Below are 26,297 nucleotides of genomic sequence, written 5' to 3' on the forward strand. Positions count from 1 at the left end.
CCGTGTCTGATCAGGGTAGCAGCGTGCGCACATCTTCCGGTGCTTCCTCATTCCTCGCCTGGCCCTTGTCTTTGCCGCCAATGGCCAGGCCCGCGACTTTGTAGAAGTGGTAATCATGGTCCTTGCCGGGACCGTTGATCAGCAGATCTTCTTTCTCGTAGACCAGTTGCTGGCGATCGTATTCGCCCATCTCGAAATCCGGCGTCAGCTGGATGGCAGATGTCGGACAGGCTTCTTCGCACATACCGCAGAAGATGCAACGTGAAAAATTGATGCGGAAGAACTCCGGATACCAGCGCCCATCCTCCTGTTCCCCTTTCTGCAACGAAATGCAGTCTACCGGGCAGGCGACGGCGCACAGGTTACAGGCCACACAGCGTTCCTCGCCGTCCGGATCACGAGTCAGCACGATGCGGCCCCGGTAACGGGGTGGCAGGTAGACCTGTTGTTCGGGGTAGTTCACCGTTTCCCGCTTGCGGAAACTGTGCATGAATACCATGCCCAGGGTGCGGATCTGGGACCAGGTCGCCGGTACCAGCCGCAGAAACGAGGTCGAGGACAGCGAACGGATCACCGGAACCGAGCTCTTATGCTCTTTTTCTTGCTTGCCCATAAGTCCTCCTATCCGTCTACCAGGAGCATCAGCGCTCCGGTGGCCAGTAAGTTAATCAGGGTCAGCGGCAGGCAGACCTTCCAGCCAAAGTGCATCACCTTGTCATAGCGGGGCCGTGGCAGTGAGGCCCGCAGCAGCATAAAGATCATCAGGAAGAAGCCGGTCTTGAGCGCAAACCACAGAATCGGTGGCAACCAGGGGCCGTGCCAGCCGCCGAAAAACAGGGTAACAATCAGTGCCGATACCAGCACCATGCCCACGTATTCGCCGATAAAGAAAAGGCCGAACTTCATGCCGGAGTATTCCACGTGGAAGCCGTCTGCCAGTTCCTGTTCCGCTTCCGGCTGGTCAAAAGGGTGCCGGTGGGTCACCGCCACGCCTGCGATGAAGAAGGTAACAAACCCCAGGAACTGGGGAATGATGAACCAGAACCCTTCCTGGGCGTTGACGATATCCCGCAGGTTAAAGGACCCGGCCAGGGCCACTACGCCCATCAGCGACAACCCCATGAACACCTCATAGGACAGAGTCTGGGCCGAGGCCCGCATGGCACCCAGCAAGGCGTATTTGTTGCCACTGGCCCAGCCTCCCAGCAATACTGAATACACATTGATGCCGGCCATGGCCAGGAAGAACAGCAGCCCGATGTGCATGTCTGCCACGCCCCAGCCGGGCGTGATCGGAATGACCACGAACGACAGCAGCAGAGTTGCAAAGGCGATGATCGGCGCCAGCATAAACAGTGGCCGGTCGGCAAAGGGCGGAATCCAGTCTTCCTTGAAAAAGATCTTGATCATGTCAGCGATCAGTTGCAGGGTGCCGAAGGGGCCCACCCGGTTGGGGCCATAACGATCCTGCCACAGACCCAGCAGGCGGCGCTCCACCACCGTCAGCACGGCGCCCAGCAGCACCGCGCCCAGCAGAATCACCAGGGCCTGGAACATGGCCCACAGGATAGTGGCCAGTCCCGGGGTCCACCAGCTCATGCCTCACCTCCGGCTTGCGCGCGCACCGTTATCCGCTGCCCTTGCAGAATTCCGGCAAAGCATCCGGCCGGCAGGCCTGCCCAGCCCTGCGGCCAGTCCTCCTGCTCCCGCACCGGCAGCGCCGGTCCCCCGGCAATGTTCAGGGTATCGCCTGTCCTTACCGCCAGGCGCCGGGCATCATCGGGGTTTAGAATGAAAAAGGGCTGCTCTGCCCGTTGCTGGATCGGCGCCGCCAGCGCCGAAGTTTCCTCACCCCCGAATAGCCTTGGCAGAATCAGTGCCCGCAGGCTTTCTCTAGCTTCCGTGGTTTCGGTGGCTGCTTTGCCCCGAACCGGCAGACTGTAACTGCCCTGCCCGGGCACCGGATGAATCAGCCGCACCCCGGGGTCACCGCCGCGCAGGTGTCCACCCACCTCATCAGTAAATTTGTTCCAGGCCTGGGGCGAATTCCAACCCGGCGCCCAGGCAAAGGGTACCTGCTGACGCGGTTCCTGATAACCGCTGTAGCCCTCCATGGAATGGCTGAAGGCCGAGTCCGGATCCTTTGGCATTGCCGGTTCACTGACATTCTGGTTGGCGCGCATGGCGGTGCGACCGCTGTAGCGGTGGGGTTCCCGGGCCAGGCGCTGGCCATCGATACGAAAGTTCGAATCAGGTGCCGCAGAGACCATCCCGGCCAGGGCCGGATGGGCATTGGCACAGGCCTGCACAACCGCATCCAGGTTGATATCGCCGGCTTTTTCGCCCCGCAGGTTTGCCGCCAGCGCATGCAGCCAGCGCCAGCTTTCATGAATGCGGGTTTCCGGGCGCAGGTAACCCGGGTCGTATACCTGGAAAAATCGTTGGGCGCGGCCTTCAAGGTTCACCAGCGTGCCGTCGGACTCGGCAAAACTGGCCGCAGATAGCAGAACGCTTGCCTTCTCCGTGGTCGCCGTGCGCTGGTGGTCCAGCACAATGCGGATCTCCGCCCGCGCCAGTGCGCTATCCACCCTGTCGGCGGGCAGGCGCTGGTAGAGGTCGTTTTCCAGCACCACCAGGGCATCGGCATTGCCACCGGCCAGTTCCTCCAGCGCCCAGTCCAGGGGCTGGCCACCCAGCAGAGACAGGCCGGTGCTGTTGGCTTCGCGCCGGATCAGCACCAGGCCACCGCGCTTTGCCCGCCGGGACAGGGCGCGGGCAACACTACCTGCGGCTTCAAGCACGGCTTCAGACACCAGTGAGCCACCACTGACGACCAGCGGTCGCTCGGCTGCCATCAACGCTTCGGCTATGCGGCGGGCAGCGTCGGCATCGGCGGGAGCCAGATTTTCCACCACCGGGGCGGCCGGATCAATGGCGTGAGCCACCGCAAAGCCGAGCCGGGCAATCCGGTCCGGATCCATTGCATAACGGGCTTCAGCCACATCATCCAGATCCGTGGGTGCAGGCCAGGCGATAAACAGCGGGTAGTAACGATCCTGAGCCAGAGTCTTGAGCGCCTCGGCGTTCCATTGCGGTATGCCGAGGGTCTGCCCCAACGCCTCACGCCGGGCCAGCGCCGCCTGCCGCAGATTGAGGCCAAGACGGCCGGCGCTCTGCACCGGATCCTCACCGAGCACCAGTACGGCGTCATGATCTTCGATCTCCCGGGGGGTCGGAGTCGGCAACCCGGCATGGCGCTGAAGCTGGTTCATAACATCCAGACAGGCCTGTTCCCCGGCTTCGATGCCGGTGGAAAAGTGGGCCTCGCCTACCATGGTCTGCAACTGGTGATTGCTTTCCAGACTGGCCCGTGGTGAGCCGATGCCGATAACCCGGCGCGCATGGCGCAGGGCGTCGGCAGCCTGGGACAGGGCCGCATCCACCCCGACTTCGACCGGCTCGCTGGCCTCGCTCTCCCGCCACCCTTCCCGATATTCGGGCACACGCGGCCGGTCAGAGCGGTTGACGTAGCCGTAACCAAAGCGACCGCGATCACAGAGGAAATAACCGTTCACTTCACCGTGGTAGCGATTCTCGATCCGGCGGATTTCACCATAGCGTTCGCCCGGACTGGTATTGCAGCCCATGGCACACTGATGGCAGATGCCAGGGGAAAACTGCATGTCCCACTTGCGGGTGTAGCGATCGGAATGGCTCTGGTCGGTAAACACGCCGGTGGGGCACACTTCGGTCAGGTTGCCGGCAAACGGGCTTTCCAGGGTGCCTTCCTGGTAACGGCCGAAGTAGACATTATCCTTGGCGCCGAATACGCCCAGGTCGGTACCGCCAGCGTAATCATTATAGAAGCGCACACAGCGATAGCAGGTGATGCATCGGTTCATTTCATGGGCAATAAATGGCCCCAGGTACTGGTTGCGTCGGGTACGCTTGCGAAAACGGTAACGGCGACGGTCGTGGGCGGTCATTACCGTCATATCCTGCAGATGGCAGTGACCGCCCTCTTCACAAACCGGACAGTCGTGGGGATGGTTGATCATCAGCCACTCCACCACGCTGGCCCGGAAAGCCTGCGCTTCCTCATCTTCGATGTCGATGCGGGTCTGATCCGCCGCCGGGGTCATGCAGGACATCACCAGCATGCCCTTGTCGTCGTCCTCGTCCTTGTACTGGCGAACTGCGCACTGACGGCAGGCACCCACGCTGCCCATGGCCGGGTGCCAGCAGAAATAGGGAATATCCAGGCCCAGGGACAGGCAGGCCTGGAGCAGGTTCTGGGCTCCGTTGACCTCGTAGCTTTGTCCGTCCACATGAATCGTTGCCATGGTTCTGTCTATACCTCTGCCGCTTTGGACCGGGCTGTGACCCCCTGTTCAAATTCGTGTCGGAAATGCTTCAGTGCTGTCTGCAGGGGCATGGCGGCGCCAGGGGCGTGGGCACAGAAGGTCTGTCCCGGGCCGCAATCCGCCGCCAGTTTATCCAGCAGTTCAATATCGCCGGCTTCTCCCTGCCCAAGTTCCAGCGCCTGCAGCAGCTTCACCGTCCAGGGCAGGCCGTCGCGGCAGGGGGTACACCAGCCGCAGGACTCCCGGGCAAAGAATTCCTCCAGATTGCGCATCACCGCAACCATGCTTTTGTCCTGCGGCACCACCGTCAGCAAACCGGTGCCCAGGCGACTGCCTTCCTTGCCTACTGTGTCGAAATCCAGCGGCAGGTCGAGATGTTCGGGTAACAGGAAACCGGTACTGGCACCACCGGGAAGCCAGGCTTTGAGTTGCCGGTTTCCGCGCATGCCCCCGGCCCGCTCCAGTATTTCCCGACCGGTGATGCCCATCGGCAGTTCCCACAGGCCCGGTTTTTCCACCGGGCCGGAAACCCCATAGAGCTTGCTGCCGCCGTCATCGGTGCGCCCGCCGGAGAGGGCCTGATACCAGTCGGCGCCGTTCAGGATCACGGCCGGCACATTACACAGGGTCTCCACATTATTCACCACCGAAGGCTTGCCCCAGGCACCGGACTGGCCCGGAAACGGCGGCTTGGTCCGGGGGTTGGCACGCTTGCCTTCCAGCGAGTTGATCAGGGCTGTTTCCTCGCCACAGATATAGCGGCCGGCGCCGGTGTGTACAGCAATGTCGAAATCGAAGCCGCTGCCGTTGATGTCCGGGCCCAGCCAGCCAGCCTCACGGGCTTCCTCCAGGGCCCGGTTGAGCACCCGGGCTGACTCCAGGTACTCGCCCCGCAGGAAGATGTAGCCGTAGCGGGAATTATTGGCGTAGGCAGCCAGAATCATGCCCTCAATCAACAGGTGCGGCTGTTGTTCCATCAAGAGCCGGTCCTTGAAGGTGCCCGGCTCCATCTCGTCGGCATTGCAGATGATGTAGCCCCGGGGCATATCCCCCCCTTGCAGGGTCAGGCTCCATTTCAGCCCGGCGGAGAAACCGGCACCACCGCGGCCCCGGACATTGGCTTCTTTCAGGGTGGCGATAATAGCCTTGGGATCACCGTTGCCGAGTGCCTTGCTGACCGAATCGTAGCCCTCCTTGCGAAGGTATTCCGCAAGCCAGACAACCTCACCGTCGTCCCTTAACCGCCAGGTCAGGGGGTGGGTGTCGGCACTGCGCTCGGACTCCGGCTGCAGCAGCCGGCTGCGATAGCGAACTGACTGGCGCTGACTGGCAATCGACTGGCTCATGGGTAGGCCTCCAGCAGGCCCGGCAGATCATCCGCTGCCACGGGGCCGTAGGTATCGTCGTCAATCATCAGGGCCGGGGCGCCATCGCAGGCGCCCAGGCAGCATACCGGCAACAGGGTGAAACGGTTGTCTGTGGTGGTCTCGCCGTAATCAATCCCCAGCTCGCGCACCAGCGCCTGCTTCAGCTCATCAAAGCCGGTAAGAAAACAGGAACTGCTGTCACAGACCAGCACCACATGACGCCCCACCGGCTGGCGGAAGATCAGGCTGTAGAATGTGGCAACGCCTTCCACCTCACCCGGGCCAATACCCAGGACCCGTGCGATCGCCGCAATGGCCTCATCGGGGACCCAGCCATGGCGACGCTGGACAATCTTCAGCGCCTCGATACTGGCCGCCTGGGGCTGCTCGTAGTGGTGCGCCTCTGCCCGCATCGCAGCCTCGTCCGCCGGATGCAGCTGGAAGCCATCGCTGCCGATAATCCTTTCTGTCTGTGGTGTCGTTGCCATCATCAGCGGTCCACGTCTGCCATTACGAAGTCGATACTACCCAGATGGGCAATCAGGTCCGGCACAAACCCGCCGCGCATCACCGAGGGTATCTGCTGCAGGTGCGGGAAACTCGGGGTGCGGATCCGGGTGCGATAACTCATGGTGCTGCCGTCACTGGTCAGGTAATAACTGTTGATACCCTTGGTCGCCTCTATCATCTGCATGGATTCCTGGGCTTTGAGCACCGGCCCCCAGGACACCTGCAGGAAGTGGGTAATCAGGGTCTCGATGTGCTCCAGCATACGTTCCCGGGGCGGCGGTGTGGTCAACGGGTGGTCCGCCTTGTAGTCACCGGCCGGCATATGGTTCACACACTGCTGGATGATTTTCAGGCTCTGGCGCATTTCTTCGATGCGCAACTGGCCGCGGTCGAAGACATCGCCGTTATGGCCCAGCGGCACTTCGAAATCAAACTGGTCGTATCCGGAGTAGGGCCGCTTCTTGCGCAGATCGAAGTCGCAGCCAGTGGCCCGCAGATTGGGCCCGGTCACGCCCCACTTCAGCGCATCAGCGGTATTGAACGCGGCCACGTGACGGGTACGATCCCTCACGATGGCGTTTTCCATCATGACCTTTTCATACTCCCGCAGCCGTGGCGGCATCCAGTCGAGAAAGCCCTGAACCAGCTTCTCCCACCCCTGGGGCAGATCCTGCATCACGCCGCCGATGCGATACCAGGCGGGGTGCATGCGAAAGCCGGTAATGCCTTCGATGACCTCGTAGGCCCGCTGCCGGTCGCTGAAGGTATAGAACACCGGCGTCATGGCCCCCAGGTCCTGCAGATAGGTGCCGAGGAACAGCAGGTGACTGGTGATACGGAACATTTCCGCCATCATCACCCGGATCACCTTCACCCGGTCGGGCACCTCGATACCCGCCAGTTTTTCCGCCGCCAGCACATACGGCAGGTTATTCATCACTCCGCCGGTGTAGTCGATGCGATCGGTGTAGGGAATGAAGCTGTGCCAGGACTGGCGCTCGCCCATCTTCTCGGCGCCCCGGTGGTGGTAGCCGATGTCCGGCACACAGTCGACCACCTCTTCGCCATCCAGTTGCAACACCAGGCGGAAGGCACCGTGTGCGGACGGGTGATTCGGCCCCAGGTTGAGGAACATGAACTCGGCGCCGTCGCGCTCACGCGTCATGCCCCAGGCTTCCGGGTCAAACCGCATGGCCTCCTGCTCTTCGTCCTGACCCTCTACGGTCAGGGTGTAGGGATCAAACTCCGTGGCCCGGGCCGGGTAGTCCTTGCGCAGGGGGTGGCCGGTCCAGGTCACCGGCATAAGAATGCGGGTCAGATGGGGGTGGCCGGCAAAGGTGATGCCGAACATGTCCCAGACTTCCCGCTCATACCAGTTCGCAGCCGGAAACACACCCGTCGCGGTAGGCAGGCTCAGATCATCAGCCGGGAGACCCACCTTGAGCATGATGTCGGCGTTCCGGGTAATCGAAAGCAGCTGGTAGAACACCGTGAAATCAGCCGCCGGAAGCCCGTGCCGGTGGCTACGCCGGCGCTCATCAATGGCGGAAAGATCGTAGAGCAGGTCATAGGGTGCACCCAGGCTCTTGCAGTAACCGAGCACAGCCGTCAGCGCGTCCCGGGTCACCCATACCACAGGCATACCGGTGAGGGTGTGCTGCGTATGCAGCACACGGTCGCCAAATTCCCTTCTGAGGGTTTCGGCCAGATTGTCACCGGCGAGTTCCGGATTACTGATAGCATCCGGATTACTGACGGCATCGTTGTTCATGGTCGTAACTCGGCTCCTGGCGATAGATGTCGCAATGCAGTGGTGAAACGACGCCGGACGGGTCAGAGTTTATCGGGCGTTCTAAGTTCTGTGGCCTGAATGCGCTGATCGCGCCACTTTTCCCGTTGCGAAGGCATATCTGCCTTGTAAACGCCCTGGTCGCCTACAACCCATGACAAAGGGCGGCGTTCTTCCTGGATCGAATCCTGCAGCAGCTGCAACCCCTGCAGAAAAGCCTCCGGCCGGGGCGGGCAACCGGGTACATACACATCCACTGGCAGAAACTTGTCCACCCCCTGCACCACCGAGTAGATATCGTACATGCCACCGGAATTGGCACAGGAGCCCATCGAGATCACCCACTTGGGTTCCAGCATCTGGTCATAGAGTTGCTGGATCACCGGCGCCATCTTGATGAAGCAGGTGCCGGCAATAACGATGAAATCCGCCTGCCGGGGCGAGGCCCGGATAACTTCCGAACCGAAGCGCGCAATGTCATGGGGCGCAGTGAAAGCCGTGGTCATCTCCACATAACAGCAGGACAACCCGAAATTGTAGGGCCACAGCGAGTTTTTCCGGCCCCAGTTGACCGCATTATTGAGCACGTCGCTGAGCTTGCCGGTAAACACATTACGCTCGAGCTGCCGCTTCAAGGGATCGTCGGAGGGTTCCTGCTTTTTTACCGGATACCGGCTACCGGCCTTCGTCGGTTGATCTGCGCGGGTCAGGGTATAACTCATGTGTTGCCTCCGGATGAGGATGATTCGGGCGCCCAGTCAAGGGCACCAGTGCGACTGTCGTAGAGCAGGCCAGCCAACAGAATAAAGATAAAAACAGCCGCACCCCAGAACCCGGTCCAGCCCACGTCCTCGATAACAATGGCCCAGGCAAACAGGAACACGGCCTCGATATCGAAAATCACGAACAGCATTGCCACCAGGTAGAATTTGACCGAAAAACGCTGGCGCGCATCACCGGTGCCAACAATGCCCGACTCGAACGGCAGGGATTTGCTGACACCCTCGCTACGTCCGCCCAGCAGACTGGAGGCGCCCACCATAAAGGCACATAGCCCCAGAACAGCAACAACGAAGAAGCCTGTGGCCCAGTAGCGGGCCAGCAGGTCAGTGACGGGGTCGACCATGTTTTATCCAGAGCAGCGTCTCAGCTGCCGTTCAGAAACGATTAGTACTTACAAAAAGCAGTGTGTGAAATCTAACAGTGGACCGGTGAATGCGCAAACAGCCAGGAGGACAAATCGATACCTTGGGAGCCTCTGAATAGCTCCCTTGCATCCACCGTGCTACAAAAATTCGTCACTTATGTTAGATTTAACTTGAATAAGGTTAAAACTTCATTCATTGACACATCGCAACGGAGATATGTCATGTCCAAAAAAACTCCAAGCATAGTAGTTGCCTGTGATGGTTCAGAGCATTCACTGAACGCAGCCAAGATGGCAGCAGAACTATCAGAAGCGACCGGTCACCCTCTGAAACTGCTGACCGTGTTTCCGGGCTCCAGAGCCGAAAAGCTGGTTATTAGTGGTGTATGGCCCAGTGACATTGAACAGGAACAGAAAGATTTTGGAAATAAAGCATTCGACGCCGCGAAAGAAGCCCTGAGTGGCACAGTCGAGCCAACCGAACAGATCCTGCTGAGAGGTGACCCCGCCCACGAAATCATTGAATACCTGGAAGAACATCCGGGCACTCACATGGTTCTGGGTCGGCGCGGACACTCGATGGTGCGCAGCCTGACTCTGGGCAGCATCAGCGAAAAGGTTATGCGGCATGCCACCGGTCCGGTCACTGTTGTAAGTAAATAACATCGGGGCTGATGCTGGAGTGTGGAAGCTCCAGCCATCGGGCTTGCTCTTTCGTCACCCCACGGTCGCCGATTGCCCCGTCAATTGATTCAGGTCAACTGCGCTTTCGCCATACCGCAAAACCGAGGTCCAAACACTAAATTTCTGATGATTCATGCTAACTTGAAATGACACCCAACGGACACGGAGACTCCATTATGTCGAACATAGTCGTCGCTTGTGACGCTTCAGAGCACTCAAAGAAAGCCGCAAAAATGGCAGCGGATCTTGCCAAAGCGACAGGTCAACCGCTGAAACTGTTGACCGTGTTTCCGGGCAGCAAGGCTGAAAAGCTGATGTTTACCGGTGTATGGCCCAGCGACCTTGAGCAGGAACAGAAGGAATTTGGCGACAAGGCCTTCAATGCTGCCGAAGAAGCCATCAACGGCAAAGTCGATCCTGAAGAAAAAATTCTGCTCAGAGGCCATCCAACCCGTGAAATTACCGAATACCTGGAACAACATCCGGACACCCACCTGGTGTTGGGTCGGCGCGGACACTCGCTGGTGCGCAGTCTCACCCTGGGCAGCTTCAGTGAAAGTGTCGTCCGTAATGCCAGCGGGCCGGTGACTGTCGTAAGCGAATAGAATCAATTCTGACACGCGGGCTCAAATGCAGCCCGCGTGTCAGTCTCCATTCAGCATCCCCGTCAGCGCACACCCAACCGATCAAGGTAGCCGTGAAGCTCTGCCTCGCTGATGTTGACGTATTCCACTACCCGCCCATAAAGCATCACCGTCGGTACATTACGACCGTTCAGCTCCCGCTGGGTCTGTTGCAGCACAAACAGAATGATGCGCTCCGTGCGGGTCAAGCCGTCGCGGGCGTCAGGAATGGTGTCCAGCAGGATTTCCAGTTCTTGCGGAGTCATGGCGCTATTTAATCCGGCTGCCTAGCGCACCGGCTGGCAGCCGCGAACAGCAAGGGCAAAATTATCCCATAGCGTAGCACAACCCGAGTCGAAACCAGGAAAACGCGCCAACTCCTGCTACTGTGAAGGCTGGCTCACGAGGATTTTGTTATGGCAGAAGTACCCCCGAAACAGTCCGGAACCAGTGGTTACTCCTGGAAACTGTCGGCTATAGCTGCCGTGGCGTCAGTTATTGGCGCAGTTTTCACCCTGGGGGAAGTTTCACCAATCATCACCGGACTGATTCTTCTTACCGCCGTCGGTTGGGGACTTACCGCCCGGGACAACAGGCGGGCGGCGGAACACACAGCCAAGTCCCTGCCCGCGCACGATCAAACCGGGGAATAACGGCCATGCTTGAAACCACCTACTCCGCCAGGGGCATGTTTGTCGCCCCGCATCATCAGGCCGCACTTGCCGGTCGGGATATCCTGAAGGACGGCGGTAACGCCGTCGAGGCCATGGTTGCCGCCGCCGCTTCGATCGCAACGGTCTACCCCCATATGAATTCCATCGGCGGTGACGGTTTCTGGCTGATCCATCAGCCGGGTAAGGCGCCGGTCGCCATTGATGCCTGTGGCCGCGCTGCTGCCGCCGCCAGCCCCGGGTTCTACCGGGGCCACAGGCAGATACCTGCCCGTGGCCCGCTGGCAGCAGTGACCAGTGCCGGCACTATTGCGGGCTGGCAGCAAGCCCTTGAAGTGGCAAAGGACTGGGGCCGGCCGAAGCCACTGTCCCGGTTGCTGGCAGCGGCAATTGAGCAGGCCCGGGACGGAACGGTTGTTACCCCGGGCCTGACTGAACTGATCACCAGAAAAGCTCATGAGATGACGGATTGCCCCGGATTCCTCGACACCTTTGTCCCGGGTGGCCATGTCCTTGCCGCCGGGTCACTGGTAAAACAGCCGGCACTGGCCGCAACTTTCGAACAACTTGCCCGCGCGGGGCTGGATGACTTTTACCGCGGCGAACTGGGCAAGGCCATGGGTGACGAGCTGTCCCGGCTGGGCAGCCCGCTGGTGGCGGAGGATCTGGCCAGCTATCAGGCGCTGAGAGTCGCTCCCCTGCAGACACGGCTTCGTAATGCCACAATCTTCAATCTGCCCCCACCCACCCAGGGCCTGGCTTCGCTGATGATACTGGGGATTTTCGATCGACTGGGGATCACTGAAGCAGAAGGGTTCGATTACGTTCACAGCATGGTGGAGGCCACCAAACAGGCCTTCCGGATCAGGGATCGCCTGGTGACGGACCCGGACCACCTGCCGCAATCGCCGTGGCACTACCTGACCCCGGGCCGTCTGGCCGAACTGGCCACCGGCATAGACCGACACACGGCCACGCCATGGCCGCATCCGGCCGAGCCGGGAGACACCGTGTGGATGGGCTGTATTGATTCCGAAGGCCGGGCGGTCAGCTTCATCCAGAGTATCTTCTGGGAGTTTGGCTCCGGAGTTGTCCTCAGGGACACCGGCGTAAACTGGCAGAACCGCGGCATCAGCTTCTCGCTGGACCCGGGCTCGCTGCGAGCACTGGCGCCCGGCCGCAAACCCTACCACACACTCAACCCTGCACTGGCCCACTTCAATGATGGCCGGGTGATGAGCTACGGCACCATGGGCGGCGAGGGCCAACCGCAAACCCAGGCCATGGTGTTCAGCCGTTATGGCCTGTTTGGCCAGCCATTGCAGCAGGCGGTGACCGCGCCCCGCTGGCTGCTGGGCCGGACCTGGGGGGACACTACCACAACCCTGAAATTTGAAAACCGGTTCGATCCAGCCCTGCTCGACCAGTTGCAGGCTGCCGGACACGATATCGAACGCCTTGACGAAGCTTTCAGCGACACCATGGGCCATGCCGGGGCACTGGTAAGAAGGCCGGATGGCACCATTGAAGGCGGCGCCGATCCGCGCAGCGACGGGTGTGTCGCCGGGATCTAGTGTCCTGGGGGTTGTCAGTAAAACACACTGCGTTAAGCTGGTCATAAATCACCCATAAAGGCAGGTTTTAACTATGGGAACAGCAACCAGCAAATTCAGCGATATCACACCCACCATACCTCCGCTCGACCCCGCCAACATCCTACTCTTTGAGAGCGCAGGTCTGACCGTCAAGGAGCTGCAACCGCTGGGTGTCGAGATTTATGGTGCTGACGTTCGCGCCGGGCTGCCCGATGCAGTCATCGCGGCGTTAGAGCAGGAAATGGCGAGTCGTGGGTTCATCGTCTTCAAACACCAGGCCGGCCTCTCCGCTGACGAACTGGTCAACGTCAGCAAATGGTGGGGCGCGGGTGAGATCCATTCCACCCATGGTGTGCATCCGGCAACGCCGGGAATGAACAGGGACATCTTTCGCTGCTCCAATGACAATCGCCATGGAATCCTCGGGGTTGGCCCCCAGTGGCATAATGATGGCAGTTTTGAAGCCGCAACCTTTTCGCATTCGGCCTATTACATGGCCCGGGCGCCTGAACAGGGCGGCGGCACACACTTCGCCCATCAGGGCGCCGCTTTTGATGTACTGCCAAAAGCAAAACAGGAGTTCTGGCAACGCCTGGTCTCTGTCAATTCCACCACAGGGGTGACCCATCCGGTGGTTCACACCCACCCCATTTCCGGGCGCAAAAGCGTGTGGCTGCATCTGGGCATGACCGGGGGCGTCATCGAACGGCTACCGGAAGACGGTGTGCCTATCGACCAGTTGCAAACCGGACCTGCAAACACCGACCAGCTGCGTCTGCTGAACGAAGAGGAGATGAAACAGCTTTTCAATGATTACAATGACCTGATGAATGCCTCCTTCGAGAAGGGCTACGGCATCCGCTATCATTACGACACCGGCGATTTACTCTACATTGACAATTGGGCAGTGGCTCACAGGGCGGCACCCGAAGCCCACATGCCGGCAGAGAAACAGGGATTGAGGATCATGGATCGTGTAACGATCAAGTCAAAACGGAATCTGGCGCCCCACTTCGGATTGCCGCAATATATCAATATATCCAGGCCTCACCCACTCAACCGGGATGGCGTGTGGCAGGCTGGTGGCATTGGATTCCGCTGGAAAGACGATATTCCCATGCAGAACTGATCAGCGCTCTGCCTCGGGGGGAGAGCTCCATCATGCAGGCGAGTCCGCACTGGCTCAGGTTTCACGCCAGGCGGTAAGTTGCGATCGATAGGCGAGGATGCCATGACATTAGCCCACATTAACGGGATCGGCACAGCAGTCCCTGAGCATGATATCCATAAGCCTATCAATGCAGTGTTGCGCAGCATGCTCCCCGACCAGCGCACTCGCCGGGTTTTCGACCGTATGGCCGAGCATTCCGGTATTGGCCACCGCTATTCCTTTATGCGTACCAACGAACGGGCCGAGGAACCGGACGTCGATGCCGGCGGCTTCTACCGGCGTGGCAAGTTTCCCGGCACTCATGCCCGGATGGCACTTTACGAAACGGAAGCCCCGGGCCTGGCGAAACGTGCCGTGGCGGCACTGAAACGGGAAATCCAGACAGACACGCTGGATGACATTACCCATCTGGTGGTTGCGTCATGTACCGGCTTTACAGCCCCGGGCCTGGACCTGCAACTGGCGGCCGACCTGGGTCTGCGACCCGATGTCCAGCGCACCCTGGTTGGCTTTATGGGCTGTTCTGCGGCCGTCCCCGCCCTGCGGGTGGCTTACCAGGCCGTGCATGCGGATCCGGCGGCCAGAGTGCTGGTTGTCAATCTGGAATTGTGTTCGCTGCACCTGCAGGAAACCTCAGACCTGAATTCGCTGTTGTCACTGACATTATTTGCTGACGGTGCCAGTGCGGCACTGGTGACGGCGCGGCCTGCCGGCATTGCCCTGCTTGACTTCCTGGCGATCATCATTCCCCACAGCAGCGACCTTATTACCTGGCATCTGGGCGACCAGGGTTTCAATATGCATCTCTCGGGTCAGGTGCCGCGGCGGATCAGCGAGGCCCTGCGCGAGGAAATGAACCAGGCCGGCGCTAACAGGCTACTACACGGCGAGCAGGTTACGGATTATGACTTGTGGGCCATACATCCTGGTGGCCGTACGGTGCTTGACGCGGTCGAAACCGGACTGGGACTGACGGCGGATGATCTGGACAGTTCCCGTCGCATTCTCTACAACTATGGCAATATGTCCTCAGCCACCGTCATGTTTGTATTGCAGGACATGCTGCGCCTGCATTGTAACCATCACCACAAAGCGCGGGGTCTGGCGATGGCTTTTGGCCCCGGCATGGTCGCTGAAACCTTCCGCTTCCAGATGGCGGGCTAATATCATGAGGTGGCTGGAACAGCGCAGCGCCGAGCCAGAGCTGATGGATAACGACGACGTCAGCACCGCCGATTACCAACAATGTCTGGCCGATCTGACATCGGTCAATCGTATAACCCGGACTCATCAGGCAACATTGCAGTGGCTGGATCAGGCAATACGCAGCCTGCCTGCAAGCACTCCTGTTACCATTCTGGATGTCGCCTGCGGCCAGGGTGATCTGCTGCGGCTGATTCATCGTTTTGCCGCCCGGCGAAATTTCAGGATCAGCCTGCAGGGCGTGGACATGAACCCGAACAGCCGCGTTGCCGCCCGGCGGGCCACCCCACCGGAGATGGATATTAGCTATTACACCAGTGATGTCTTTGATTTTAAACCGCCAGCGTCCCCCGATTTCATCGTGAGCTCACAGTTCACCCACCACCTCAGCGACAGTCAGGTCGTTAGCTTTCTGCAATGGATGGAGCGCCATGCGCGCTATGGCTGGTTTGTGGCCGACCTGCACCGTCATCCCCTGGCTTATTATGGCTATTCACTGCTGGCCCGGCTGGCACACTGGCACCCTATCGTCCGTCACGACGGCGCCGTCTCTGTTGCCCGCAGTTTCCGTCGTGCCGACTGGCAGGCTCTGCTGACGCAAGCGGGCCTGCTGGCGGATATCCGCTGGCATATGCCGTTCCGTCTGTGTGTCGGACGGCTGAAATAAAGCCCATGCAAACCACCGCTCCCGCGAAAATGTTACCGACGACAGCGGAAGTGGTCGTTCTGGGCGGTGGTCTGGCAGGGGCCGGGGCCGCCTGTGTCCTGGCGAAGGCAGGTCGCGAGGTATTGCTGCTGGAGCGTGAGGCTGCGGCCACCCACAAAATCTGCGGCGAATTTCTCAGCGCTGAAACACACGGCTACCTCAGGCGACTTGGCCTGAATCTGGATGCACTCGGTGGTCACCCGATCTCCCATCTGCGGCTCGTCCACGGCAGGAAAATCGTGGCGACGGCCCTGCCGTTCAGCGGCCTGGGGCTGTCACGCTACCGTCTTGACGAGGCCCTGCTGGATCATGCATCTCAGAGTGGCGCCTCTCTCTGGCGTGGCCAGCGCGCTGGAGTTTCTGAAATCGACGGGTCTGTTGATCTTGAGGTTCAGAGCGCAGGAACCGTCAGTGCCGACACACTGTTTCTGGCCACGGGCAAGCATGATCTGCGCGAATTGCGGCGTAATCCGGAAACCCCTCCCGAAGACCTGGTCGGCTTCAAGATGCATTTCGAAGTCGATAGCGCGCAGCTCCGTGCCCTCGCCCATCATGTCGAACTGATCCTGTTTGCTCATGGCTATGCCGGACTGCAACGGGTCGAGGATGGCCGGGTCAACCTCTGCCTGTTGGCTGACCGCAGTTGGCTGAAGGCCTGCGGCGGTAACTGGCCCGACCTGCTGGAAGAACTGTTGCGGACCTGTCCACACCTCCAGCGGCGCCTGGCTGGTGCGATACCCCTGCTGCCACAGCCGCTGTCCATTTTCCGCGTGCCTTATGGTTTTGTGTATGACCCGCCAGCCGATAAACCGGGCAACATCTATCGGTTGGGTGATCAGGTCGGGGTGATTTCTTCGTTTTCAGGGGACGGGATGGGTATTGCACTCCACAGCGGCTTACTGGCTGCCAGCCATTACCTCCATGGCCTGGATGCAGGCCATTATCACCGCCGGATTCGTCACGATATTGCCAGCCAGATCTGGCGCACAGGCCTGCTCTATCGTGCCAGCCGCTGGCCGCCCGGCCGGCGGCTGCTGATGGGCTGGACCGGATTGATGCCCCGCAGTCTTCGCCTCGCCGCCCGCCAGACCAGGGTACCTCACGCTGCCGTGAGGCAGGTCATGCAACTAATGCCGTGACAGCCAGACGGCTCACATGGCCCCGGTTCTCTGTTCACGGCATTCGTGGGAGCCCATTTCAAATTCCCGACAGATCCACGGGCGGTTCTCGTAAATGGTGCACAGGAAGGTGTCCCGATCCAGAGCGGAGCACCACCCGTCTGCCAGACGCAACATGGTTTGACCGCCCCAGCGGTCATAAGCAATATGCCGCTCCGGGACCCCGGTGTCAGAAATAATCATCACCTCCAGCTGACAGCAACAGGCGCGGCAATTTGCGCAGGAAACCCCGGTGTCGGTTATATTTTCAACAGCTATGGTCATGAATATACCCGGATCAGAAAGGGACCAGTGTGACCCCGCGCGGCTCACCGTGTCACGGCTGCCGGTCATAAACGTCGACATCATCCGGTATCGAATACCAGTCCTGCTTCTCGCTGACCCAGATATGTGCGGTCGGTTCAATAATGCTGGTATCAGACAGGTTGGCAGGCTTCAGCTTGATTTTCCCCGGGTCATCGGGGTTGAAATGATACATCCGGTTGCCGCAGGTCGGGCAGAACTTCGCAGCGCTCACGTTACCGCTCTCGGCGGTTCTGCTCCATTGCTTCATCTCGCCCTGAAACTCGACTGCGTCTGCCTCTACAACAGCGGTTATACTGAAGGCACTGGTAGAGAGTTTCTGACACTCCTTGCAATGGCAGGCAAGGACCATCAGCGGCGCCGACAACAGCTGATATCTTACTCCCCCACATTGACACGAACCTGCGATTGGAAATTTCATAACGGTCTCCGGGGTTCTGTTCCTGCATCTGGATCTAGGTGCGCATGGTATCTCTATTCCATTGGCGGGTCACATGACTGCAGGGTTCAGACCCTGAATAACGTGAAACCGGACGCATGACAGCAACTGGATCTGTCTCCGTTTGCGCCGACACTAGGGTTTCCAGCCGTCCTTGTATCTGTCCCATTCCGGTTCGATCTTGTCTTTCCAGAGTTCTGCGATATTGACGCTCAGAGTAATACCGATATCCCCGTCACGATCAGTAACCCCCACACTGTAGGCGCTACTGAAGGTAAGTTGTCCGCCATATCCCCACTCTTCGGTGCCTGCCCGGTCGCTGTAGGTGGCAATAAGTCCGGCCCCGGTCAGTCTGGTGAATCCCAGATCCAGTTGGTCCTCTTGCCGCCAGAAGTTCACGCCCAGCACTTCAACCAGGAGACTGGCTTTTGTTCTGTTACCATCCCGGGCGTCATTCACATTCTCGAATGCCACCGTCGGGTGGAGCAGAAAATATTGCCTGTCAGGTGGTCCGGCGAAGCCTTTGCCATAGTACTCACCGTTCATTCCAATTCTGTCCTGAAGCCAGATATCCAGAGGAAGCTGGGTTTTTGACTGGTACAGGAACTGGTTCCAATCGCTTTCATACTTCTTCGAATCCTTGGCAAGGTCCCCAAGGAATTCATCAGTGTAAACAGTGGATGCCTGCTGCATGATCAGGATTTCCGGCAACAGTTCGCGGGCAAGACTCAGGGTCTGGGGGCATCCACCCTGCCCGGCTTCACGCTCTTCGGCACAGGCCAGGGACAGGTCCTCTGGCAGATTCTGCTGGGGAAGAGCCGCCACATAATCCGGCGAACCCGGGTCCAGTTCCGATGCCTCGGTTTTGCATTCATCCAGAAAGAACTGGGCAAAACTGACCCAGCAACCCTCTTTGAAGGCTCTGCTGTTATCAAGGGTACGCTCGCCAAGCTCTTTGAGTGCGAGTTCGACTCTCTCATTAAGCGAAGCCAGGGATTTTTCCAGGGGCGGATAACCGTCGTACGATGAACGCAGAGTCCCGATTTTGCTGGCCACAGCCCTGACTGTTTCGCCATAAACGATATATGCGTTTTCCTTCTCGTTTTCCGAGAGGTCTGCTTTTACTTCCTGCTGGTAGGCGGCAAACATACCCTTGAGGATATCCGCGTCAGCTTTACAGTTTTCACCATAGTTCGTTATGGAGGCAGCCAGATTGTCCTCGGTTATAGTGCTGCTGTCGCAGTCTGCAGCAGTGGCCCGGGACATCAACAAAAAAAGCCCGATACAGAGAATTCCACTGGTAAATACAGACCTTATGACTGGTGCGGATGCGGGAAAGTGAAACATGGGATGAACCTCCTGTATGTCATTCAGATAGTAAAGTCACCCCGGAAGCTCCGCAGAAGCTTGCCCTGATCCCTGATGGCGTCGATAAGCGCATCAATCGAGTCCATGCTCGAGTAGTCGGTCGCTTTCAGCTTGTCCACAAGTTCTTTCGCGGCGCCACTGAGCGTAAGCTTCTCCCAGTTCTCGCGGTACTTTTTCAGGCTCTGCTGGTCAGGTTTCAGGGTTGTCCCGTAAATCAGCGTGGAAAAGACGTTTTCGACGACCTCGGGATCCCGGAAATAGTGATTGATGGAGTGAATGTATCTTGACGTGATCTTGTCAAGCCTGAGGTCCCTGATCCGCTTTCGGGTATTGTCGTCCTGCTCGACCCAGTTTGTTGACTCCGGATTGAAGGGAGCGATTTTTCCTACGGGATCATAGTCGTTGTTGATATTGATAAAGAAATGACACTCATCCTGATTGCTGTTCCCCGGCCCCGGGGCGCCAATATAGAAGTCTCTGGCCTTGACATGCCTCAGGGTAAAGCTGCAGTTGGCCACCTGGATAATGGAATGGAACTTGAAATTGCCCCTCAGGGTGTCCTCAATTTCGTGCTCCGTTAAATTCAGGAACCTGACCCGGACGCTATGATTGAAGATGATGGACAGCGCATCGTTGAGCATCGCCGTGCCCATGGAATGGCCCAGCACGGAAATATGATCCCAGCGGTTAGCTTCCCGGATCTCTTTGACTTTCTGGATCAGCTTGTTGGCAACATGCTCCACCAGACGCGTCCTGAGGGTGACCGAGGACCGATAGAACAGCAGATCGATCGCGTGAGTGGCAATCGGGTCATCACTCTCACGCAGCTCTTTCGACTTTTTCGCGTACTGTTTATACCAGTCAACGGATTTCGGAAGGTCTCCGATATGGGATAAATCCGTGGTCAGAGTTGCAAGTGTGGTTTGCCACTGATCAAGAATCTTCTCGATTTCAGGATCATAGGCAATGCTATGGAGCTCGAAATAATCCTCGAACTGCCTTTCTGGAAACATGACAGCGAACTGCTCCCTGAACAGCTGCGCAAATGTCCTGTCGTTCTCGATTTTTTCTTGATGTACCCAGTCGTCAGGATGCTTGCCTATCCCATGAACACAGAGCAGATGATGCTTTGCCATGACGAACCCTCCTTAGCGTGATTGAACCCCGATGCACAGGCACTGGTTGCAGGCGTCTGACAAAACATCTGTCCCGGGCTGTCACGTCTCTGCGTAATGCCGTTTGCGCGAGGTCTTGCCGATGCCGGGATTAAAGGTATTGGTCGGATCGCAGGCGCAATAATGCGCGGCCAGCCCCGGCTTCGCATGGTAGAGATGCCCGACATTGTGCTCCGCCGGATATTCCGCGCCCCGGGCGTCGAGCAGTTCGAGCATTGCCTTCTTCAGCACTGCTACATCGGCGCCCTTCCTGACAATATAATCCTGATGCAGGACATGGCACATGAAATGGCCATAATAGAGCTTGTGCACAAGCTGGGACTCAACCTCGTCTGGCAGCACTTCGAACCAGTCCCCGTCATTGCGCCTGAGTGCGATGTCCAGCGCCAGTATTTCCTCAACCTCACGCTCGTGCAGCGCCTGGTAACGCACTGCCGCACCGGCGGCAGCAAAGCGGTGCAGACCGGCGATCCTGGCCTCCCGGTTATCACAGGTGAAATACTCACCCTCGCGGTCCTGAAACAGTCGCTCCAGGGCCTGCTCCGCTTCCTTGATACCGCCGTCGTGCATCTTGAGGATCAGGTGGTGTTCATAGCGGTCACGAAAGCCGCGCATTCGCCCTGGCAGGATATCGGGCCAGACCCGGGCAAAAACCTGCATGAACTTGTCGGTAAAACCGCGGGTCAGACGCCACTTGTTCAGATGGGCATCAACGGCGCCCTTGACAGCAAAGAAGAACGGCAGTCGCGCTGTGCCCAGCTTGTCAATCAGCACAACGGTATCCTTGCCGTAGCGATCGGATATATCAAAACAGTCACGGTGCATGTACTCGGCACTGACAGGCAGCGTTTCGAACCCTGACAGAATGTTGCGGCGCAGCTCGGTCAGATCGCTGGTGTCGTTGGTGCCGATATAGAAAGTCTGTTCGACTGCATTCAGCGGATAGGTATCAAGCACAACCGCAAATACCGCGAGTTTGCCGGCACAGCCCGAGGCCTCGAAAAGCCGTCTGGTATCAGCGTTGAAACGGGCCGGCGTGTCGGCATCCACGTCACGCACGCGGGTGGCATAGTCGGTGTCTGACGCCTTGCGTTTACCGGCGTCGGCGGCATTGAAAGAGAAATCGCCAGCTTCCAGGCGCGTCAGTATTTCTTCAGGCGTTGATCCGAGATCGAGCCCCAGGTGGTTGACGAGCTCCAGCCGTCCGTCATCAGTAACCTGCGCAAAAAGCGCGAGCTCCGTGTAGGATGGCCCGCGCTCGACCAGTGAACCGCCGGAATTATTGCACACACCGCCGATGACAGACGCGCCAATACAGGATGAGCCGATGACCGAGTGCGGTTGCCTTCCCAGCGGTGCCAGCAGCTTCTCGAGCTGAAAAAGTGTGGCCCCGGCCAGGCCAACCACCTGTTGCCCATCATTGACGGTGTGAACCGTGGCTATCCGCATGGTGTTGATGATCACTGCATCGCGGTCGTACTGACCTTTCGGCGTCGAACCCTCGGTCAGGCCGGTATTGGCCGCCTGCACAATAATTATTTTGTCGGCGTTAACGCAGGCATCAAGCACACGCCACAGTTCAAGCAGCGTGCCCGGACGTACCACGGCAAGGGCGGCGCCCTCGCCGGAGCGGTAGCCCTTGCGAAAGCGTTCTGTCGCGCGCTCACCGGTAAGGACATAACGCGACCCGACAATACTTTTCAACTCACTCAATACTTCGGCATCTGCCACTGCGGTGTTCTCCCCTGGTAAAAGTGAAATCTGCCGTGCCCGCAGTGCCACGGGCTTCGGCATTGGCTCCGCACCAGTTAGATGGCTTGCAGCCTTAAATATAGTTGATTGCGTGTATAGCTCAATCATCTTCGGCAGTTGGAAATTAAGCGCTCCATTAGCTCCTTTCTCTAACCACATATCCAGAGCCGCAATGCCCAAGGAAATCCCGAAAATTTATCCCCTGAGTTCGAGATTCGATGGCTCTGTCTGAGGCAAAAACCGATGGTCCCAGACCCGCTCAATGGCCTCGAACAGGCTGTCCACCGTTAGCGCCAGCAAGCCGATCAGAATTGCTCCCTGCAGCACATAGGCCGTGTTGCCGTTGACCAGCCCGGCGATCACCGGATCACCCAGGGTGCGGGCGCCGATGGTTGAACCGATGGCCGCGGTGGCAATGTTGATGGTTACCGAGGTCCTGATCCCTGCGAGAATCACCTTGCCAGCCAGCGGCAGCTCCACCCGCAACAACACCTGCACCGGCGACATGCCCATACCCAGCGCTGCCTGCCTCACGGTTTGATCAACGCCCTCAAGGCCCGCCAGGGTATTGCGCAGGATGGGCAACAGGCCATAAAGAGTCAACGCAACAAGAATGGGTGCCTCACCGAAGCCGAGAACCGGCACCGCCAGTGCCAGCACCGCGACCGGCGGAAAGGTCTGGCCGATGGACGCCACCTGGCTGACCAGCGGCAGGAAATCCCTGCCAGCCGGCCGGGTCGCGAAAATACCGCCGGCAACCGCAGCAACCGAACTGACAAAGGCGGAAATCAACACCAGCACCAGGTGGTTCTGCAGCAGGAACAGGAAGCTATCCCGGTCATAGATCACCTGCCTTTTATCCGGCTGTACCCATTCGAACAGCGGCTCCAGGGCCGGCATACCCACGCTCAGCACAAACAGGACAATGGCCAGCAGGGCCGGGGGCATCCAGATTCGCATTACCCGCCTTCCTGCATAATTTGCTCACGGGAGATCACCCCGGTTTCGTCGCCACTGGCGTTGAATACCGGCATCCGGTTGCAGTCCTGCCAAAGCATGACAGACAGGGCAACACGTAGACTGTCATCTTCCCTGAGACCCTCGGCTCCGGGCTCCGGGGGCTTGGGATCCGGATAAGGCTGCATCAGATCCCGCACTCTGCGCAGGCTTATCAGCTTCAGGCCGCGATCCTGCTTGCCCACCAGATTCTCAACAAATTCAGACGCCGGTCGCCGCAGGATATTCTCGGGGGTGTCGTACTGAATGATGCGCCCCTTGTCCATAACGGCAATCCGCGTCGCCAGCTTCAGGGCTTCGTCGATGTCATGGGTAACAAACACCGTCGTTTTCCGGACCTCTTTCTGGATCCGCAGCATCTCCAGTTGCAGCGTTTCCCGCGTGATCGCATCAAGCGCACCGAAAGGTTCATCCATCAGCAGAATGTTTGGGTTCGCTGCCAGCGCCCTGGCGACTCCCACCCTTTGGGCCTGACCCCCGGACAGTTGCTGGGGGTATTTATCGGCGTGGGTGGCGGGGTCAAGCTCCAGCAGGGTCAGCAACTCATGGACCCGTTCTTCGATCTGCTCCCGGGGCCATTTCAGAAGTTGCGGGACCATGGCGATGTTGCGGGCCACTGTCCAGTGGGGAAACAGGCCGGTGCCCTGAATGACATAGCCCATATTCAGCCGCAGCTGCTCCGGGTTGATGGCGGTAATATCCTCACCGTCCACCAGAATCTCGCCGGCGCTGTGGGGCAACAGGCGGTTGATCATGCGCAGGGTGGTGGACTTGCCGCAGCCGGAGCTGCCGACCAGCACGCACACCTCACCGGTCTCGACCGTCAGGTTGATCCGGTCCACGGCAACGGCTTCACCAAAGCGACAGGTCACATTTTTCAGTTCTATCATCCGGACAAATCCTTTCCCCTGTCAGGCCGTTGCCGGTGTCGGCTTGAGGCTGTCGGCAAGCATCGTTAGCAGAGCGTCCGTCAGCAGAGCGAGTGCAATGGTGGGCAAGGCGCCGAGCAATACCAGATCCATTGCCGCCTGCCCCAGACCCTGGAAAATAAAGCTACCGAAGCCACCGGCACCGATCAGCGCTGCAACCGCCGTCAGGCCGATCGCCTGAATCGCGGTGATGCGAACACCCTCGACAATAACCGGCAATGCGAGCGGCAATTTGAGTTTGAAAAACAGCTGCCTCTCATTCATTCCCATACCCCGCCCGGCATCGGCCAGGCTTTCCGGAACTTCGGTGAGCGCCACAAACGTATTGCGCACCATGGGCAGCAGACTGTACGCCACCAGCGCCAGCAGTGCCGGTGCCCAGCCAATGCCACCGATGCCAAGCGTCTGCAGAATCGGGAATGCGGCGGCCAGAGCACCGAGCGGTGCAATCAGCAACCCGAAAACCGCCAGACTGGGAATGGTCTGGAGAAAACTCACGGTACCGAGAATGGGCCGACGCCAGCCAGCGCTGCGAATCATCTTCAGCGCCAGCACGAAGGCCAGTCCGACGCTGATGGTTACGGCCCCGAAAGCCAGCGCCAGATGAGTCCAGAGGGCCTGCTCAAACTTTGCAGGCCGGGAGTTGAATTCCCTGACCAGAGACAGACTTTCCAGGCCGTCGCCCCGGAGAAACCATACCCAGCTTCCGCAGATTACCGTGAGAATGATGAGTTGCAACCCCCGCCCTGTACGGAGGCGACCCAGAACTTCAATTAACATCAGCGACAGCAGGAACAACAGGCACCAGAAACCGGCACCAATGGCGGATCGCGCATAGGGAGCATCTGCCGGCAGATGGCGGCTGGCAAATACCTCCAGCAGGACAGGCAGCAAGGCCAGGGAAACGCCCAGCAGGACCAGAATGGGAAAGTAGCGCCCGCGCAGTGGCAGGAGAGACAGCAGCACGCAGCCGACCAGAATCAAAGTGACCAGGCCCCCGCCAACCCAGCCAACGGCCGCAACCAGACCGTGGCCGGTACCCGGAACAATGCGATTGGGCTGAATGACGCCCAGATCCAGAAACCAGACCAGCGCAAGGGCAAGCAGCCCCAGCACTGGCAGGACACGGTTTGGAGCTGAGTGATCAGGAGCGGAGCTGAAAATCGACAAGCTTATTCTCTGGCCAGGGAATCAAGATAATCCCGGGCGACAGTGTCTGCCGGCACGCCCCTGACTGCAACCTGACCATTGAGACGCTGGAGTGTTTCCAGGTCCAGCGACTCGAACACCGGATTCAGCGCCTCCCGAATGCCCGGATAGCTATCCAGCACCTCGGCACGCACGATAGGCGCCGGCTGATAGACCGGCTGGACACCCCTGGTATCTTCCATCACCTTCAGATCCAGGGCGTTCAGGCCGCCATCGGTGCCATAGGTCATGGCACCGTTCACATCATTATTGTTCAGGGCGGCGGCGCGGAGTGTTGCCGCGGTGTTGCCACCGGAAAGAATCAGCAGCTGGTCAGACTCCAACCGGAAGCCGTACGCCTCCTGGAACGCCGGCAAGGCACTGGCGGATTCGACAAACTCGGCGCTGGCAGCAAATTTGAACGCGCCGCCTTCATTGATATATTGCGCCAGATCTTCGAGGGTGTTCAGGCTATTTTCCTGCGCCAGATCCTTGCGCACGCTCATGGCCCAGGTGTTGTTCGCTTCCGCCGGTTTCAGCCAGACGATGCTGTGGGCTTCCCGATCAAGGCGGGCCGCTTGGTTATAGGCTTTATCGGCATCTTTCCAGATATCCCGGTCGGCCTGATCATGGAAAAAGGCGGCATTGCCGGTATATTCCGGGTAGATATCTATTTCGCCAGCCTTGATCGCATTGCGCACGATGCTGGTACCGCCCAACTGCAGGCGGTTCTCAACCGGAATGTCGGCTCCCTGGAGTGACTGCAACACCATCTGCCCGAGGACAGAGCCTTCGGTATCAATCTTGGAGGACACCACAACCGGGTCAGCGGCCATTGCCGGACCCGAGACGATTAACATGATAGCTGCTGCTATCTGGCGAAAAATGGAGCTGGGGGCCACAACGATTCCTCCCATTTGTTGTCACGGCTCAATAAAAGGGCTGCCGAACACGCCTGTGTTCCTGCTCTGGACAGCTACTATTCAGTCTATGGGACTGATTTACGAAGGCAAGGCGAATTTGTATTGGAAATCCCATGGCTGCCGGACAAGAACCGGGCGACGGGATTGCAGATCAGATTGCCCTGATCGAGTCCAGCACCGCGTCGACCGCTGGCA

General features: G+C 59.0%; 26 protein-coding genes. 8 read left to right on the forward strand and 18 right to left on the reverse strand.

Annotated features, from left to right (window positions below; genetic code table 11):
- Positions 1 to 10: 10 nt before the first annotated feature.
- The 8 genes from nuoI to ndhC form a co-directional block, all read right to left on the reverse strand.
- The gene (gene nuoI / locus VJ956_RS12810) at positions 11 to 613 is read right to left on the reverse strand and encodes an NADH-quinone oxidoreductase subunit NuoI (protein ID WP_324085432.1); all 603 of its coding nucleotides are present in this window, start codon (positions 611 to 613) and stop codon (positions 11 to 13) included.
- Between the two features lie 8 nt (positions 614 to 621).
- Complete coding sequence (gene nuoH / locus VJ956_RS12815) at positions 622 to 1,599, reverse strand: NADH-quinone oxidoreductase subunit NuoH (protein ID WP_324085433.1); 978 nt, start codon at positions 1,597 to 1,599, stop codon at positions 622 to 624.
- Positions 1,596 to 4,343: an NADH-quinone oxidoreductase subunit NuoG gene (gene nuoG / locus VJ956_RS12820; protein ID WP_324085434.1), complete on the reverse strand. Its 2,748-nt coding sequence runs from the start codon at positions 4,341 to 4,343 to the stop codon at positions 1,596 to 1,598. Before nuoG ends, nuoH begins: the two co-directional genes overlap by 4 nt.
- Before the next feature lie 8 nt (positions 4,344 to 4,351).
- Positions 4,352 to 5,710, reverse strand: coding sequence for an NADH-quinone oxidoreductase subunit NuoF (gene nuoF / locus VJ956_RS12825; RefSeq protein ID WP_324085435.1), 1,359 nt, complete (start codon positions 5,708 to 5,710; stop codon positions 4,352 to 4,354).
- Positions 5,707 to 6,222, reverse strand: coding sequence for an NADH-quinone oxidoreductase subunit NuoE (gene nuoE, locus VJ956_RS12830; protein ID WP_324085436.1), 516 nt, complete (start codon positions 6,220 to 6,222; stop codon positions 5,707 to 5,709). Before nuoE ends, nuoF begins: the two co-directional genes overlap by 4 nt.
- Positions 6,222 to 8,012 (reverse strand): NADH-quinone oxidoreductase subunit C/D, encoded by a 1,791-nt coding sequence (nuoC, locus tag VJ956_RS12835; protein ID WP_324085437.1) that lies wholly within the window; start codon positions 8,010 to 8,012, stop codon positions 6,222 to 6,224. Before nuoC ends, nuoE begins: the two co-directional genes overlap by 1 nt.
- A gap of 62 nt (positions 8,013 to 8,074) precedes the next feature.
- Positions 8,075 to 8,752 (reverse strand): NADH-quinone oxidoreductase subunit B, encoded by a 678-nt coding sequence (locus tag VJ956_RS12840; protein WP_324085438.1) that lies wholly within the window; start codon positions 8,750 to 8,752, stop codon positions 8,075 to 8,077.
- A complete protein-coding gene (gene ndhC, locus VJ956_RS12845; protein WP_324085439.1) occupies positions 8,749 to 9,156 on the reverse strand; it encodes an NADH-quinone oxidoreductase subunit A in 408 nt (135 codons plus the stop codon). Before ndhC ends, VJ956_RS12840 begins: the two co-directional genes overlap by 4 nt.
- 243 nt (positions 9,157 to 9,399) lie before the next feature.
- Here ndhC and VJ956_RS12850 point away from each other — a divergent pair, with 243 nt between their 5' ends.
- Together VJ956_RS12850 and VJ956_RS12855 are read left to right on the forward strand one after the other, a co-directional pair.
- Positions 9,400 to 9,840 carry a universal stress protein gene (locus VJ956_RS12850; RefSeq protein ID WP_324085440.1) on the forward strand — a complete coding sequence of 147 codons (441 nt, stop codon included), beginning with the start codon at positions 9,400 to 9,402 and terminating at the stop codon, positions 9,838 to 9,840.
- 197 nt (positions 9,841 to 10,037) lie between these two features.
- A complete protein-coding gene (locus tag VJ956_RS12855) occupies positions 10,038 to 10,466 on the forward strand; it encodes a universal stress protein (RefSeq protein WP_324085441.1) in 429 nt (142 codons plus the stop codon).
- A gap of 62 nt (positions 10,467 to 10,528) precedes the next feature.
- Here VJ956_RS12855 and VJ956_RS12860 read toward each other — a convergent pair whose 3' ends face one another.
- On the reverse strand, positions 10,529 to 10,750 hold the full coding sequence (locus VJ956_RS12860) for a hypothetical protein (protein ID WP_324085442.1): 222 nt from the start codon (positions 10,748 to 10,750) through the stop codon (positions 10,529 to 10,531).
- A gap of 150 nt (positions 10,751 to 10,900) precedes the next feature.
- On the opposite strand from VJ956_RS12860, the gene VJ956_RS12865 reads away from it, so the two are divergent.
- From VJ956_RS12865 to VJ956_RS12890, 6 genes are all read left to right on the forward strand, one after another.
- Positions 10,901 to 11,137 carry a hypothetical protein gene (locus VJ956_RS12865; RefSeq protein ID WP_324085443.1) on the forward strand — a complete coding sequence of 79 codons (237 nt, stop codon included), beginning with the start codon at positions 10,901 to 10,903 and terminating at the stop codon, positions 11,135 to 11,137.
- A gap of 5 nt (positions 11,138 to 11,142) precedes the next feature.
- Positions 11,143 to 12,729 carry a gamma-glutamyltransferase family protein gene (locus VJ956_RS12870; RefSeq protein WP_324085444.1) on the forward strand — a complete coding sequence of 529 codons (1,587 nt, stop codon included), beginning with the start codon at positions 11,143 to 11,145 and terminating at the stop codon, positions 12,727 to 12,729.
- A gap of 73 nt (positions 12,730 to 12,802) precedes the next feature.
- Positions 12,803 to 13,879, forward strand: a complete 1,077-nt coding sequence (locus VJ956_RS12875; protein ID WP_324085445.1) for a TauD/TfdA dioxygenase family protein — start codon at positions 12,803 to 12,805, stop codon at positions 13,877 to 13,879.
- 102 nt (positions 13,880 to 13,981) lie between these two features.
- Positions 13,982 to 15,085 carry a type III polyketide synthase gene (locus VJ956_RS12880; RefSeq protein ID WP_324085446.1) on the forward strand — a complete coding sequence of 368 codons (1,104 nt, stop codon included), beginning with the start codon at positions 13,982 to 13,984 and terminating at the stop codon, positions 15,083 to 15,085.
- A 4-nt stretch (positions 15,086 to 15,089) separates the two neighbouring features.
- The gene (locus VJ956_RS12885; protein ID WP_324085447.1) at positions 15,090 to 15,791 is read left to right on the forward strand and encodes a methyltransferase domain-containing protein; all 702 of its coding nucleotides are present in this window, start codon (positions 15,090 to 15,092) and stop codon (positions 15,789 to 15,791) included.
- 5 nt (positions 15,792 to 15,796) lie between these two features.
- Entirely contained in the window at positions 15,797 to 16,969 is a 1,173-nt protein-coding gene (locus tag VJ956_RS12890; RefSeq protein WP_324085448.1) for an NAD(P)/FAD-dependent oxidoreductase, read from the forward strand.
- A gap of 12 nt (positions 16,970 to 16,981) precedes the next feature.
- On the opposite strand, the gene VJ956_RS12895 is transcribed toward VJ956_RS12890, so the two are convergent.
- From VJ956_RS12895 to osmF, 9 genes are all read right to left on the reverse strand, one after another.
- On the reverse strand, positions 16,982 to 17,272 hold the full coding sequence (locus VJ956_RS12895; protein WP_324085449.1) for a YkgJ family cysteine cluster protein: 291 nt from the start codon (positions 17,270 to 17,272) through the stop codon (positions 16,982 to 16,984).
- A gap of 52 nt (positions 17,273 to 17,324) precedes the next feature.
- Positions 17,325 to 17,732: a GFA family protein gene (locus tag VJ956_RS12900; RefSeq protein ID WP_324085450.1), complete on the reverse strand. Its 408-nt coding sequence runs from the start codon at positions 17,730 to 17,732 to the stop codon at positions 17,325 to 17,327.
- A 153-nt stretch (positions 17,733 to 17,885) separates the two neighbouring features.
- Complete coding sequence (locus VJ956_RS12905) at positions 17,886 to 19,097, reverse strand: hypothetical protein (protein ID WP_324085451.1); 1,212 nt, start codon at positions 19,095 to 19,097, stop codon at positions 17,886 to 17,888.
- A gap of 23 nt (positions 19,098 to 19,120) precedes the next feature.
- Positions 19,121 to 20,254, reverse strand: a complete 1,134-nt coding sequence (locus tag VJ956_RS12910) for a hypothetical protein (protein ID WP_324085452.1) — start codon at positions 20,252 to 20,254, stop codon at positions 19,121 to 19,123.
- An 81-nt stretch (positions 20,255 to 20,335) separates the two neighbouring features.
- Entirely contained in the window at positions 20,336 to 22,087 is a 1,752-nt protein-coding gene (dld, locus tag VJ956_RS12915) for a D-lactate dehydrogenase (protein WP_324085453.1), read from the reverse strand.
- 153 nt (positions 22,088 to 22,240) lie between these two features.
- Complete coding sequence (locus tag VJ956_RS12920) at positions 22,241 to 23,005, reverse strand: ABC transporter permease (protein WP_324085454.1); 765 nt, start codon at positions 23,003 to 23,005, stop codon at positions 22,241 to 22,243.
- Positions 23,005 to 23,952 carry an ABC transporter ATP-binding protein gene (locus VJ956_RS12925; RefSeq protein ID WP_324085455.1) on the reverse strand — a complete coding sequence of 316 codons (948 nt, stop codon included), beginning with the start codon at positions 23,950 to 23,952 and terminating at the stop codon, positions 23,005 to 23,007. The genes VJ956_RS12920 and VJ956_RS12925 overlap by 1 nt, the downstream gene beginning before the upstream one ends.
- Before the next feature lie 21 nt (positions 23,953 to 23,973).
- Positions 23,974 to 25,161, reverse strand: coding sequence for an ABC transporter permease (locus VJ956_RS12930; RefSeq protein ID WP_324085456.1), 1,188 nt, complete (start codon positions 25,159 to 25,161; stop codon positions 23,974 to 23,976).
- 2 nt (positions 25,162 to 25,163) lie between these two features.
- The gene (gene osmF, locus VJ956_RS12935; protein WP_324085457.1) at positions 25,164 to 26,039 is read right to left on the reverse strand and encodes a glycine betaine ABC transporter substrate-binding protein OsmF; all 876 of its coding nucleotides are present in this window, start codon (positions 26,037 to 26,039) and stop codon (positions 25,164 to 25,166) included.
- Positions 26,040 to 26,297 lie beyond the last annotated feature (258 nt).

The organism is Marinobacter sp. (assembly GCF_035268745.1).
GTDB lineage: Bacteria > Pseudomonadota > Gammaproteobacteria > Pseudomonadales > Oleiphilaceae > Marinobacter.